This window comes from Agromyces sp. NPDC055520 (assembly GCF_053619715.1).
Window position 1 is genome coordinate 22,729 of the sequence record NZ_JBSHJY010000032.1, and the last position, 11,749, is coordinate 34,477.

The window sequence follows — 11,749 nt, forward strand, 5'->3', positions numbered from 1 at the left end:
GCGTGGGTGGTGTGGCGCAGCCCCGCCGATACGCTGGCGACCATGCTCACGGCCGTCTTCTCGCTCACCGGGGCGCTCGTCTTCGGCGCGGCCGACTTCCTCGGCGGCCTGGCCGCGAAACGCATCAGCTCGATGCTCGCGACGGCGATCGCCGCGAGTTCCGGTTTCGTGCTGCTCGCCGCGGCCGCCCCGCTCCTCGGCGGCGTCTGGAACCCGGCCGATGTCTGGTGGGGCGCGATCTCGGGCGCGATCGGCGCGATCGCGATCTCACTGCTCTACGCGTGCCTCGCGATCGGGCCGATGTCGATCCTCTCGCCGCTGACCGCCGTCGTCTCGGCGATCGTGCCGATGGTCTGGGGCCTCGTGAGCGGCGAACGATTCAGCTCGCTGGGCTACTGGGCCCTCGGCCTGGCGCTCGTCGCGGTCGTGCTCGTCGGCTTCGTGCCCGAGAAGGGTGCGGTGCGGCCGAGCCTCCGCGGCATCCTGATGGCCGTCGGCTCGGGCATCGCGATCGGCGGCTTCTACATCACGATCGACCAGACCTCCGACGAGAGCGGCGTCGTGCCGCTCGTGTTGAACCGCGGCGTCACCGCGACGATCATGTTCGCGGCCGTCGGCGTGGTCGCGATCGTCGCGCGGGCGCGGCGGCGGGCTGCCGTGGGTGCGGTGCCTGCAACGGCCGCGGTGCCTGCAACGGCCGCGGTGCCTGCAACGAATTCAAGCGAGCGGATGCCGCGGCGCACGCCGCTCGGCCCTGCCGCCGCCGACCGGGGCCGATCGGCGCTGGCGACGGGTGTCCGCATCGCGATCGCGTGCGGCGTGGTCGACGTCACCGCGAACGTGCTGCTGCTCGCGGGCATCCGCGCGGGCGACCTCTCGGTGGCCGCGGTGCTCGGGGCGATGTACCCGGCGGGCACGATCCTGCTCGCGGCGATCGTGCTTCGAGAGCGCATCGCTCCCGTGCAGTGGGTCGGTCTCGTGCTCGCCCTCACGGCGGCGGGCATGCTCGCGCTCGCGTGAACCGGTGGTCGAGTAGCGAGCGCCAGCGAGCGTATCGAGACCCGTGCCGACCAGCGAGGTCAGAGCCGCACGACCTCCGTGACGCGCACGACCGCCGCGCCCTCCTCGGCGGACTCGTCGAGGTCGACCACGGCCCTGATGCGCCAGTCGTGATCGCCCGCCGGGTCGTCGATCGTCTGCTCGACGCGCCACATGCCGCTCGCGGCATCCGTCTCGTCGATCGCGACCAGGCGCGGTGAGCGAGCCGCCGGTCCGGTGCCGATGTCGTCGTGCTCCGCGTAGTAGCGGTCGAGCGCGTCCGGCCAGTCGGCGTCGGGGTCGAGCTCGGCGAGCTCGTCGTCGCGCTCGAGCGCGGCGAGCTGTACGCGCCGGAACAGCTCGTTGCGCACGAGCACCGTGAACGCGCGCCGGTTGGTGACGACCGACGGCGGGGCGGGCGGCACGACCGCGGCCTCGTCTTCTGGCAGGTGCGATGCGGGGTCGATGAGTTCGTTCCACTCGTCGACGAGGCTCGAGTCGACCTGGCGCACGAGTTCGCCGAGCCACTCGATGATGTCGAGCAGCTCTTCGTTCTTCGCCTCGGTCGGCACCGTCTGCCTGATCGCCCGGTACGCGTCGGAGAGGTAGCGCAGCACGAGTCCCTCGCTGCGCGCGAGCTGGTAGAAGCCGACGTATTCTCCGAACGACATGCTGCGTTCGAACATGTCGCGCACGACCGACTTCGGCGAGAGCTCGAAGTCGCGCACCCACGGCTGGCTCGACGCGAAGACCTCGAACGATTGGGCGAGCAGTTCGTCGAGCGGCTTCGGCCAGGTGACCTCCTCGACGAGCTCCATACGCTCGTCGTACTCGATGCCCTCTTGCTTCATTCGGCCGATCGCCTCGCCGCGCTCTTTGAACTGCTGCTGCGAGAGGATCGGGCGCGGGTCGTCGAGCGTCGACTCGATGACGCTCACGACGTCGAGGGCGTAGTGGCCGGTGCCGACGCCCCCGGAGTCACCGGCAGAGCCCGCGGTGGCCTCGGGGTCGAGCAGCTCGATCGCGGCGAGCGCGAACGGCGACAGCGGCTGGTTGAGCGCGAAGTTCGGCTGCAGGTCGACCGTGAGTCGCACGATCGGCAGGCCATCGCCTGGGTCCGCGGCCGGCAGCAGCTCGACGACGCCCGCGTCGCGCAGCGTGCGGAAGATCTCGAGCGCCCGCCGGGCGAGCTCGAACTGCCGGGCGCGCGGTTCGTGGTTGTCGAAGACGAGCGATCGGATGTCGCCGATCACGTCGCCCCCGCGGGCGATCACGTTGATGAGCATCGCCGCGGTGAGCTTCAGCTGGGGCACGAGCGGTTCGGGCTCGGCCGCGACGAGCCGCTCGTACGAGCCCTCGCCCCACGTGATCTGCCCGGCCGGCGCCTTCTTGCGCACGACCTTCTTGAGCTTCTTCGGGTCGTCGCCGGCCTTGCGCACGGCGGCGGCGTTCTCGATCTCGTGTTCGGGCGCGAGCACGACGACGGTGCCGGCCGTGTCGTAGCCGGCGCGCCCCGCCCGCCCCGCGACCTGGTGGAACTCGCGAGCGGTGAGTTGGCGCATCCGCTGCCCGTCGAACTTGGCGAGCGCGGTGATGAGCACCGTGCGGATGGGCACGTTGATGCCGACGCCGAGCGTGTCGGTGCCGCAGATGACGCGCAGCAGCCCGCGCTGGGCGAGCGTCTCGACGAGGCGCCGATAGCGCGGCAGCATGCCGGCGTGGTGCACGCCGATGCCCGCGCGCACGAGTCGCGAGAGCGTCTTGCCGAACGCGGTGTTGAAACGGAACCCGCCGATCGCCTCGGCGATCTCGTCGCGCTGCTCGCGCGTGACGACGCGGATCGACGACAGCGCCTGCGCCCGCTCCATCGCCGCGGCCTGCGAGAAGTGCACGATGTAGACGGGCGCCTGCCGCGTCTCGATGAGCTCTTCGACGGTCTCCTGCACGGGCGTCTTCGCGTACGAGAAGTGCAGCGGCACGGGGCGGTCGACGCCCGTCACGAGCGCGGTCTCGCGGCCGGTGCGGCGCTTCAGGTCGGCCGCGATCGGCGTGACGTCGCCGAGTGTCGCCGACATGAGCACGAACTGCGCGCGGTGCAGCGTGAGCAGGGGCACCTGCCAGGCCCAGCCGCGATCGGGGTCGCCGTAGTAGTGGAACTCGTCCATGACGACCTGGTCGACGTCGGCGTCGGGCCCGTGCCGCAGCGCGAGGTTCGCGAGGATCTCGGCGGTGCAGCAGATGATCGGGGCATCGGGGTTCACCGAACTGTCGCCCGTCACCATGCCGACGTTCACCGCGCCGAAGATCTCGACGAGCTGGAAGAACTTCTCCGAGACGAGGGCCTTGATGGGCGCCGTGTAGTAGCTGCGACCGCCTCGAGCGATGGATGCCGCGTGGGCGGCCACCGCGACGAGCGACTTGCCGGTGCCCGTGGGGGTCGACAAGACGACGTTCGCGCCCGAGACGATCTCGATGATCGCCTCGTCTTGCGCGGGGTAGAGCGAGAGGCCGCGGCCCTCGGCCCAGTCGACGAAGGCGTCGTACATCGCGTCGGCGTCGTACGGGCTCGGCGCGAGCTCAGGCAGGGTCGGGGTCACCCGTCGAGTCTGTCACGCGGCGCGTCACCGGGCTGGACGAACCCGGTCTCGTACGCGAGCACGATGGCCTGGATGCGGTCGCGCACGCCGAGCTTGGCGAGCATCCGTGCGACGTGGGTCTTCACGGTCGCCGCGCCGACGTAGAGGGCTTCGGCGATCTCGGCGTTGGAACGGCCTCGGGCGATGACCGTCAAGACCTCGCGCTGGGCGCCCGTCGTGCTCGCGGTGCGGCGGCTCGACCTCGCCGAACCCGCCGCGCGCACCCGCCCGCAGGAGCCGGCTACGCCCGCTCGCCCGCAGGCGTGAGCACGACCACGGGCCCCGTCGACGACGACCACTCCACCGTGCCGTGCTCGAAGACGCCGCGGAGCACCCCCGTGCCCGGCACGAGGTCGACGTCGCGCACGGGCAGGCCGAGGGCCGAGCGCTCCCAGCCGAGCAGCGCCCAGATGTCGCGCACCATGCCGTAGACGATCGCGGGGCCGTGCGCGGGGCTCCAGTAGATCGAGCCGCCCTCGAAGTGCGCGAAGCCGCCGGTGATGCGACCACCGTGCTCCGACTCAGCGAGGGGTTGTTCGTCGGTCGTCGGAAATCCGAGGAACGAGGTCTCGCCGCCGACGCCGTGCCAGTGCTCGGCGATCAGGCCGTGCACCTCGTGCGCCGCGGTGCGGGCCGACCAGTACACGGTGCCGCGCTCGAACTCGCGACGGTACATCTCGCCGTCGCCGATGCGCATGTGCGGCCCGACGGCGGCGCCGAGCCACCGGTGTTCGGCGTGCTTCGCGCTGATGGCGGGCACGGCGAGCAGCAACTGGTGGTCGGCGTCGTGGCGCACGGCGGCGCGGAAGTCGCTCCAGCTGAGCGCACGGTCGACGTGGGCGGAACGCCGCTCGAATCGTGCAGGCGTGGCCTGGCGCGGTCGCGTGAGATGCGTCATCCGCTCGGTCATCGCACTGCCCTTCTCTCTGCAACCTGACGGCTGTCTGCTGCACGGTACCGGCACCGACCGACATCGGCGCCCGAAAACGGGGGAAGCCGGCCTGCACCTCGTGCTCGTGACTCGGTGCTGACCGGCTATCCGACCGTCGCGGTCCACGATGACAGTTCCCCCTGCGGTTCGCGGTGCGACGATCGGTTCCAACCCTACGAACGACGACGGGTGCCGCGGATCAGGGCTATCCCTGATCTTCGGGTCGAAGCCAGCACAGGCGACACGGGGGCGGTCGAGCCGCTAGCGTTCGCTCAGACGCACTCGCCCCGCACTCGCCCGAGGAGAACCCATGCGGATCGCACCCAGCTCAACCGGCCCCGACTCGACCGGCGCAGACTCGACCGGCGCAGACTCGACCGGCGCAGACGGGACCGGCCCCGAAACCGGGCCGGAGACCGCGCCCGAGACCGGCGCCGCGGACAACACCGACGATGCGCAGCGACACCGCCCCGCGGCATCCGACACCGGCACCTACGACCGCGTCCTCGTGGTCGTGCACGGCATGGGCAACGCGTACCGCAGCCAGATCCTGCTCGAGTGGGCCGAGCCGCTGCTCGCACGCATGGACTGGCTCACGCGCGACCGCGTGATCGGCGCCGACGAGCGCCACGGCGTCGAGATCCGAGAGTCCGACCTCGCGGGCGATCTGCCGATGGTCACGGCGACCGTGCGCTCGCCCGGTCCAAAGGCGCAGGCGGCGCATGCACCAGCCGACGAAGACGACGACGTGGTGCAGAAGATCGCCATCCTCGAGGCGCGCTGGTCGGAATCGTTCGTGCCGATGAACCGCGGGCAGATCTTCCAGTGGGCCGTCGTCTTCATGTGGCGGGCGATCCTCCGAGTGCTCGACCTCTTCGTCGGCACCATGGTGCTCGTGCCGTGCTTCACGCTCGTGCGGCACTGGAGGAAGGCGCCCGGCGCACCCCGCGAACTGCCCCGGTACGTCGACCTCGTGATCGATTCGGTGCGGCTCGTCGTATGCACGATCGCGTTCGCGGTCACCTGGTTGTTCCTCGTGCTGCTCGCCGCCGTGCTGACCCCGATCCTGCCGCTGATCAGCCCGTTGCTGCTCATCCCGTGGTTCAAGAACGTGGCGCAGGGTGCGATCGACGGCATCGTCGAGTCGATCGGCGACGTCGCCGCGTGGAAGGAGCGCCCCGTGCGCGCCTCGGCCATGCGACTCGTCGTGCGCGACGCGCTCGAGCGCGCCAAGGAGCTCGTCGGCGACGACGGCGACGTGCACCTGTTCGCCCACTCGCAGGGCGCGGCGGTCGCGACGTTCGCCCTCTTCGAGGAGTTGACGCCGAGCGACTACAACGTGAGCCGGTTGACCACGGTGGGCGCCGCGGTGGTGCTGCTCGGGCGCGACCGCTGGCTCGGTCGGCCCGACGAGTACCGGCCCGTCGCGAAGTGGATCGACCGCAACGACACGGCCGGCGAGGGTCGCGGCGTGAAATGGGCGAACCACTGGGCGATCTGGGATCCGTTCTCGGCGGGCCCCATCGCCGACACCAAGCGCGGCCGCCGCGAGCGGTGGCGCAACGCCTACGTCCGCGGCGAGTCGACCGCGATGGGGCCCGAAGAGCACGCCGTGCACAACACGAGCCAGCCGTTCCTCGACCACTCGGTCTACTTCGAGAACACCATCCAGGTCGTCGAGCCCACGGCCCGGCTGCTGCTCGGCCCGAACTTCCCGCCCGCGCCGAAAGCCGTCGCCGACGTCGAGAACCGGTTGTCGGTCATCGACAAGAAGTCGCTCGGCGTCAACATGCTCGCCGCCGTCGTGATCGCCGCGATCCTGCCGGGGCTGCCCCGCGTCTACGACGCCTTCACGACGGTCGCGAGCTGGGTCGCCGGTGCGGTCGGGTTCATGATCGGCATGTTCCCGGGCGGTCAGGATGTCGCGGAGTCGGTGCCCGCCGCGATCGCCTCGGCGTCGATCGTGACCGACCCGGCGAACAAGTACCCGTGGGGCTGGCTCATCGCCTCGGCCCTGACGCTCGCCGTGCTGATCTGGCTGAACCAGCGTCTCTCGACGATCACCCGTCGCTCGCGCGAGTGGGACCGTTGCCCGGTCGAGCCGCACGCGTGGCTCGTGCTGGGCTCGATCCCCCGCGCGTTCTACGTCGGCGGTGCCGTCGTGAGCGTGTGGCTCGGCATCTTCACGTGGATCGCGCCGCCGCTCGAATGGCTGATCGTGAGCGGCGTGCTGCTCGCGATCGTCGGGGTGTTCGTCTTCCTCGAACCGCTCTACTCGCCGGTGCCGGTCATCGTGCCGGCCCGCACCGACGACGCCGCGGGCAACGCCGCGGCGATCGCGGCGACGCCCGTGCCGATGCGACTGCGCGATGCCGTGCGCACCGACGAGTTCACGAACGACCTCGCGGCCCGGCGCAAGCTGCTGCGACCGCAGGGCTGGCGTGCCCGGCTGTGGGCGAAGTGGTTCCACAAGTGGCCGAAGTCGGCCGAGTAGGGCTCCGGCGACGAACGTCAGCGCAGCGTCGGCCGGAACACTCCGGCGGGGTCGCCGCCCGAGACGAGCTCGACGAGAGCCTCGACGAGACGGAACGGCACGAGCGCCGCGAGTTGCACGAGCACGAGCGGCCCGAGCCACCCGAGCGAGAACGCGAGCACGAGTTGCGGCGAAGCGAGACGCCCCCAGACGAGACCGGCGAGCGCGACGGCGGGCAGCAGCACGAGCCACAGCGGGTTCCAGAACGCGGCGACGGACGCCCCGGCAACGAGGACCCCGCCGAACACCGCCTGCACGACGAAGACCACGCCGGCGACTCCGCCGAACTGGCGCTCGCGATCCGCGGAGACCCACGCCCACATCACCGCGGCGCGGAGGAGCGGCACACCCTGCTCGCGGAGCGCGGTGCGGAACACCCGGTCGTCGACGCGGCGCCGACGAAGCGCCGCGCGCCGGTCGCCGAGCCCCGCAGCGACAGCGGACCGGTGATCGTGCAGCAGCGCCGGCGCCGACTGGCGACCGTAGCTCGCGATGAGGCCCCAGAGCGGAGCCGGCACCGACGCGAGATCGGAGTCGGCGCCCTCGGAGGAGCGCGAGCCGGCGGCATCCTGAACCGGCACGTCGTAGCGCCGCCCGCCGACCGGATCGAGGTAGGCGAACGGTGCGCGCACCTGGAAGCGGCTCCCGTCGGCAGGTCGCTGCGCGAGCAGCAACTCGTCGAGGGGGCGGTCGTCGTCGGTCAGGAACGGCATCGCGGTCTCCCCTACCAGCGCTCGTGCACGGCGGCCCTGATCTCGCGATCGTAGAGATCGCGCACCGCGCCGCCGAACGACGGCGGCAGCCGCAGCGCGCCGGCCTCGGCGTTCGCCCGGGCCTGCTGCGGCGAACGGGCACCCGGGATCACCGAGGTCACCCCGGGTTGCGCCACGACCCAGGCGAGGGCGACCTGCGCGGGCGAGGCCGTCGGCGCCGCCTCGCGGGCGAGCACCGCGAACTCGGATGCCGCGCGCACACCCGACTCGAAGTCGACACCCGAGAAGGTCTCGCCGACGTCGAAGGACTCGCCGTGCCGGTTGAAGCTGCGGTGGTCGTTCGCGGCGAAGAACGTCTCGCTCGTGTACCGGCCAGAGAGCAGTCCGCTCGCGAGCGGCACCCGCGCGATGATGCCGACTCCCGCTGCGACGGCGGCGGGAAGCACCTCGTCGAGCGGCTTCAGCCGGAACGCGTTGAGAATGATCTGCACGGAGGCCACGTGCGGCCGTGCGATCGCGGTGAGCGCCTCGTCGACCCGCTCGACGCTGACGCCGTACGCGGCGATCGCACCCTCGGCGACGAGTGCGTCGAGCGCGTCGAACACCTCGTCGTCGCCGTACACCGACGACGGCGGGCAGTGCAGCTGCACGAGGTCGAGGGTGTCGACGCCGAGGTTCGCCCGCGATCGGTCGGTCCACTCCCGGAAGTTCGCGAGCGAGTAGTTCGCGTGCTCCTGCGGCAACCGGCGACCCATCTTGGTGGCGACCGTGACGCCCGACTCGGGATTCGCGCGAAGCCAGGCGCCGATGAGCGATTCGCTCCGGCCGTCGCCGTAGACGTCGGCGGTGTCGAAGAAGGTGACGCCGCCCTCGTGCGCGGCATCGAGCACGGCGAACGCGTCGCCCTCGGAGACCTCGCCCCAGTCGGCGCCGAGCTGCCACGTGCCGAGGCCGATGACCGAGACCGAGCGATCGGTGCGGCCGAGGGTGCGAGTCTGCATGATGCTCCAGTGCTGGTCGAGGGCGGGACTCCGATCGTGTCATGCGCGCGCGGATGTCGCACCCGTCGCCGATGTCGGCGGCCGATGTCGGCGGCATGCACGAAGCTGGCGGCATGGCCGGCAAGTACGACGTGAAGCGCGAACTCCCCTGCTACTCCGCACCGCACGGGCGGTTCGAGCTCATCGACGTGCCCGAGCTCGCGTACTGCATGGTCGACGGGCACGGCGACCCGAACAGCGCACCCGAGTACATCGCGGCCGTCGAGGCGCTCTACGCCGTGTCGTTCGCGGCGAAGTTCCAGAGCAAGCGCGAGCTCGATCGCGACTACGTCGTCGGGCCGCTCGAGGGGCTCTGGAGCGCGGACGACCCGGCGACCTTCGTCACGCGCGAGAAGTCGGCCTGGTCGTGGACCATGATGATCTGGCAGCCCGATTGGCTCACCGCGGGGCTCATCGCCGAGGCGGTCTCGAAGGCGGCGACGAAGGCGCCGGCCGCGGGCCTCGTGCGCTTCGAGCGGCTCGCCGAGGGGCGCTCGGTGCAGACCCTGCACCTCGGCTCGTACGACGACGAGGGCCCGACCCTCGCGCGGCTGCACGACGAGTTCATGCCCGAACACGGGCTGCGCTTCAACGGGCGGCACCATGAGGTGTACCTCGGCGATCCGCGTCGCACCGCGCCCGAGAAGCTCAAGACCATCCTCAGACAGCCGGTTGCGCCGGCCTGACCCGCACGACGGTGCGGGCCCTGATCGCGAGCGCGTTCAGGCATGCGGATGCCGCGGGGCTGGCCCTCGTTCGACGGCGGGCCCCGCGGCATCCATTCGCTCGGTTCGACGGCGCTCGCCGCCACCGGCTCGGCGGCTCAGACCTCCTGTTCGGCGCCGAAGCGCTGACGGGCGCCCGGCGGAATGAGCGGTTTCGCGGCTCGGGCCGTGATCTGCTGCACGGCCCAGGTGTTGCCGTCGGGGTCGGCGAAGCCGAAGAAGGTGCCGCCGTCGCGTTCGTCGAAGACGGTGATCTCGCTCGCCTCGACGCCGCGCCCGAGCAGTTCGGCGCGGGCCGCCTCGGCATCGGCGACGACGAGCTGCAGGCCGTGCAGCGATCCGGGCGCCATCTCGTTCTGCGACGGCAGCGAACCGACGACGATCGAGCAGCCCGAGCCGCGGGGGGTGAGCTGCGCGATGTGCATGTCGCCGTTGCGCGTGTCGTGATCGAGGTCGAATCCGACCTGGTCGCGGTAGAACGCGATCGATCGGTCGAGGTCGCTCACCGGCACGATGACGACTTCGAGGGTCCAGTCCATGAGATGCTCCGATCTTCGGGGTTCGTTTCGGCCGGCGTCGTCGTTCAGGCGGCGAGCACGCCGTCGAGCCGCGCGTAGCCCTCGGTGAGGCCCTGCTCCATGTTGCTCTGCACCATGCCGTCTCGGGCCTCGACGCTCGGGTAGGTGGAGTGGATGCGCACGCGGGTACGGCCGTCGCCGAGGTCTTCGAAGGCCATCGACTCGACGGCCACGACGTCGGGGAAGCCCTCGAACTCGAAGGTCTGCACGGCGAACTCGTTCTCTCGCACCGAGTGGAAGGTGCCGTTGAACGCATACTCCTCGCCCGACGGGTCGACGTGCAGGTAGCGATAGCCGCCCTGGGGCACGAAGTCCCACCGCTCGACGCGCATCTCGTAGCCGTTCGGCCCGAGCCAGCGCTTGACGAGCTCGGGGTCGCGGTGCGCGTTGAAGACGGCGGCGACGGGGGCGTCGAACTCTCGCTCGATCTCGATGAAGGGCAGGCCTTCGGGGGCGGTGATGGTGACGGGGTTCGTCATTTTCGTTCTTCTCTCAGGTGTGGTCGGCAGCGGTGCCGGTTTCGGCGTCGGTGCCGGTTTCGCCGGACGAGCCGGCGGTGTCGGCGGCGCGGGGGCCGCGGTCTTCGGCGAGCAGCGCGTCCAGGCTGCGGAACTGCTGCTCGTGGATCAGCCGGTAGCGGTCGATCCACGCGGTGAGGGCTTCGAGCTGGGCCGCGTCGAGGTGCACGGGTCGGCGTTGCGCATCACGGGTCCTCGTGACGAGCCCCGCGTGCTCGAGCACCTGGATGTGCTTCGAGACGGCCTGCTTGCTGATCGCGAACGGTTCGGCGAGCTCGTTGACCGTGGCCGGCCCTCGGCTCAGGCGGGCGATGATGCTGCGGCGCACCGGATCGGCCAACGCCATGAAGGCACGGTCGAGGCGATCGTCGGCACTCGGATCGAAGATCATCACCTGCTCCTTTCTCAACCCATTCATTGATCAATCTTGTGGTTGATTAAGAGTACGACGATCGGATGACGCTGTCAACAACCGTGTGCACGTCGGCCGCTGGCCCGTGAGCTGTGGGGCTTGCCGCGGACCGCGCGAGCGACGAGGATCGGCACCGACAGGTCAACCGAGAACGAAAGGAAGCATCATGGTCACGCTCAACCCGTACCTCAACTTCCCCGGGAACGCGAAGGAGGCGATGGACTTCTACCACTCGGTGTTCGGCGGCGAACTCACCTCGAGCACCTTCGCCGAGTTCGGGCAGGCCGACGACCCGGCCGACGCCGACAAGATCATGCACGCGCAGCTCGAGGGCGCCGGCGGCGTCGTGCTGATGGGCGCCGACACCCCGAGCGCGATGGGCGACCCCGGCACCGGCGGCCCGATCTCGGTCTCGCTGTCAGGCGGTTTCGACGACGACGCCACGCTCCGCGGCTACTGGGAGAAGCTCCTCGCGAGCGGCGCTCAGATCGTGCCGCTCGAGGTGGCGCCCTGGGGCGATGCGTTCGGCATGTGCACCGACCGCTTCGGCGTCACCTGGCTCGTGAACATCGCGGCGGACCAGACCTGACTGCAGCGAGCGGATGCCGCGGCGCCCGCCCCACGA

At 70.8% G+C, this 11,749-nt stretch carries 13 protein-coding genes; 5 read left to right on the forward strand and 8 right to left on the reverse strand.

The window, feature by feature from the left end; translation table 11 throughout:
* Positions 1–42 precede the first annotated feature (42 nt).
* Positions 43–1,020 carry an EamA family transporter gene (locus tag ACWGST_RS12690; RefSeq protein WP_452047027.1) on the forward strand — a complete coding sequence of 326 codons (978 nt, stop codon included), beginning with the start codon at positions 43–45 and terminating at the stop codon, positions 1,018–1,020.
* A 59-nt stretch (positions 1,021–1,079) separates the two neighbouring features.
* On the opposite strand, the gene ACWGST_RS12695 is transcribed toward ACWGST_RS12690, so the two are convergent.
* Positions 1,080–3,584 carry a DEAD/DEAH box helicase gene (locus ACWGST_RS12695; RefSeq protein WP_452047038.1) on the reverse strand — a complete coding sequence of 835 codons (2,505 nt, stop codon included), beginning with the start codon at positions 3,582–3,584 and terminating at the stop codon, positions 1,080–1,082.
* 47 nt (positions 3,585–3,631) lie between these two features.
* On the reverse strand, positions 3,632–3,829 hold the full coding sequence (locus tag ACWGST_RS12700) for a response regulator transcription factor (protein ID WP_452047028.1): 198 nt from the start codon (positions 3,827–3,829) through the stop codon (positions 3,632–3,634).
* Between ACWGST_RS12700 and ACWGST_RS12705 the strand changes: the two genes are divergently transcribed.
* Entirely contained in the window at positions 3,819–3,941 is a 123-nt protein-coding gene (locus ACWGST_RS12705; RefSeq protein WP_452047029.1) for a hypothetical protein, read from the forward strand. The two genes, ACWGST_RS12700 and ACWGST_RS12705, sit on opposite strands and share 11 nt — an antisense overlap.
* On the opposite strand, the gene ACWGST_RS12710 is transcribed toward ACWGST_RS12705, so the two are convergent.
* Complete coding sequence (locus tag ACWGST_RS12710) at positions 3,916–4,584, reverse strand: LGFP repeat-containing protein (protein ID WP_452047030.1); 669 nt, start codon at positions 4,582–4,584, stop codon at positions 3,916–3,918. The genes ACWGST_RS12705 and ACWGST_RS12710 overlap by 26 nt on opposite strands.
* Positions 4,585–4,915: 331 nt before the next feature.
* On the opposite strand from ACWGST_RS12710, the gene ACWGST_RS12715 reads away from it, so the two are divergent.
* A complete protein-coding gene (locus ACWGST_RS12715; protein ID WP_452047031.1) occupies positions 4,916–7,099 on the forward strand; it encodes a hypothetical protein in 2,184 nt (727 codons plus the stop codon).
* A 17-nt stretch (positions 7,100–7,116) separates the two neighbouring features.
* Here the strand turns inward: ACWGST_RS12715 and ACWGST_RS12720 are convergent, their stop codons facing one another.
* Both ACWGST_RS12720 and ACWGST_RS12725 read right to left on the reverse strand, forming a co-directional pair.
* Entirely contained in the window at positions 7,117–7,851 is a 735-nt protein-coding gene (locus ACWGST_RS12720; protein ID WP_452047032.1) for a DUF1353 domain-containing protein, read from the reverse strand.
* Positions 7,852–7,862: 11 nt separating this feature from the next.
* Positions 7,863–8,852 carry an aldo/keto reductase gene (locus ACWGST_RS12725; RefSeq protein WP_452047033.1) on the reverse strand — a complete coding sequence of 330 codons (990 nt, stop codon included), beginning with the start codon at positions 8,850–8,852 and terminating at the stop codon, positions 7,863–7,865.
* 41 nt (positions 8,853–8,893) lie between these two features.
* Between ACWGST_RS12725 and ACWGST_RS12730 the strand changes: the two genes are divergently transcribed.
* Positions 8,894–9,577 (forward strand): GyrI-like domain-containing protein, encoded by a 684-nt coding sequence (locus ACWGST_RS12730; protein ID WP_452047034.1) that lies wholly within the window; start codon positions 8,894–8,896, stop codon positions 9,575–9,577.
* A gap of 137 nt (positions 9,578–9,714) precedes the next feature.
* Here ACWGST_RS12730 and ACWGST_RS12735 read toward each other — a convergent pair whose 3' ends face one another.
* Genes ACWGST_RS12735 through ACWGST_RS12745 form a run of 3 tightly spaced genes read right to left on the reverse strand, consistent with a single transcriptional unit; the run spans position 9,715 to position 11,103 of the window.
* Positions 9,715–10,155 carry a VOC family protein gene (locus ACWGST_RS12735; protein ID WP_452047035.1) on the reverse strand — a complete coding sequence of 147 codons (441 nt, stop codon included), beginning with the start codon at positions 10,153–10,155 and terminating at the stop codon, positions 9,715–9,717.
* Positions 10,156–10,199: 44 nt separating this feature from the next.
* Positions 10,200–10,673: an SRPBCC family protein gene (locus ACWGST_RS12740; RefSeq protein WP_452047036.1), complete on the reverse strand. Its 474-nt coding sequence runs from the start codon at positions 10,671–10,673 to the stop codon at positions 10,200–10,202.
* Between the two features lie 13 nt (positions 10,674–10,686).
* Positions 10,687–11,103 (reverse strand): ArsR/SmtB family transcription factor, encoded by a 417-nt coding sequence (locus ACWGST_RS12745; RefSeq protein ID WP_452047037.1) that lies wholly within the window; start codon positions 11,101–11,103, stop codon positions 10,687–10,689.
* Between the two features lie 184 nt (positions 11,104–11,287).
* Between ACWGST_RS12745 and ACWGST_RS12750 the strand changes: the two genes are divergently transcribed.
* A complete protein-coding gene (locus ACWGST_RS12750) occupies positions 11,288–11,713 on the forward strand; it encodes a VOC family protein (RefSeq protein WP_452047039.1) in 426 nt (141 codons plus the stop codon).
* The last annotated feature ends 36 nt before the right edge of the window (positions 11,714–11,749 follow it).

Excerpts from the sequence above, each read along its gene's own strand:
- ACWGST_RS12690 (WP_452047027.1), top strand. The coding sequence starts at position 43 with ATGCTCACGGCCGTCTTCTCGCTCACCGGGGCGCTCGTCTTCGGCGCG.
- ACWGST_RS12695 (WP_452047038.1), bottom strand. The coding sequence starts at position 3,584 with ATGTACGACGCCTTCGTCGACTGGGCCGAGGGCCGCGGCCTCTCGCTC.
- ACWGST_RS12705 (WP_452047029.1), top strand. The coding sequence starts at position 3,819 with ATGACCGTCAAGACCTCGCGCTGGGCGCCCGTCGTGCTCGCGGTGCGG.
- ACWGST_RS12710 (WP_452047030.1), bottom strand. The coding sequence starts at position 4,584 with ATGACCGAGCGGATGACGCATCTCACGCGACCGCGCCAGGCCACGCCT.
- ACWGST_RS12715 (WP_452047031.1), top strand. The coding sequence starts at position 4,916 with ATGCGGATCGCACCCAGCTCAACCGGCCCCGACTCGACCGGCGCAGAC.
- ACWGST_RS12720 (WP_452047032.1), bottom strand. The coding sequence starts at position 7,851 with ATGCCGTTCCTGACCGACGACGACCGCCCCCTCGACGAGTTGCTGCTC.
- ACWGST_RS12725 (WP_452047033.1), bottom strand. The coding sequence starts at position 8,852 with ATGCAGACTCGCACCCTCGGCCGCACCGATCGCTCGGTCTCGGTCATC.
- ACWGST_RS12730 (WP_452047034.1), top strand. The coding sequence starts at position 8,894 with ATGCGCGCGCGGATGTCGCACCCGTCGCCGATGTCGGCGGCCGATGTC.
- ACWGST_RS12735 (WP_452047035.1), bottom strand. The coding sequence starts at position 10,155 with ATGGACTGGACCCTCGAAGTCGTCATCGTGCCGGTGAGCGACCTCGAC.
- ACWGST_RS12740 (WP_452047036.1), bottom strand. The coding sequence starts at position 10,673 with ATGACGAACCCCGTCACCATCACCGCCCCCGAAGGCCTGCCCTTCATC.
- ACWGST_RS12745 (WP_452047037.1), bottom strand. The coding sequence starts at position 11,103 with ATGATCTTCGATCCGAGTGCCGACGATCGCCTCGACCGTGCCTTCATG.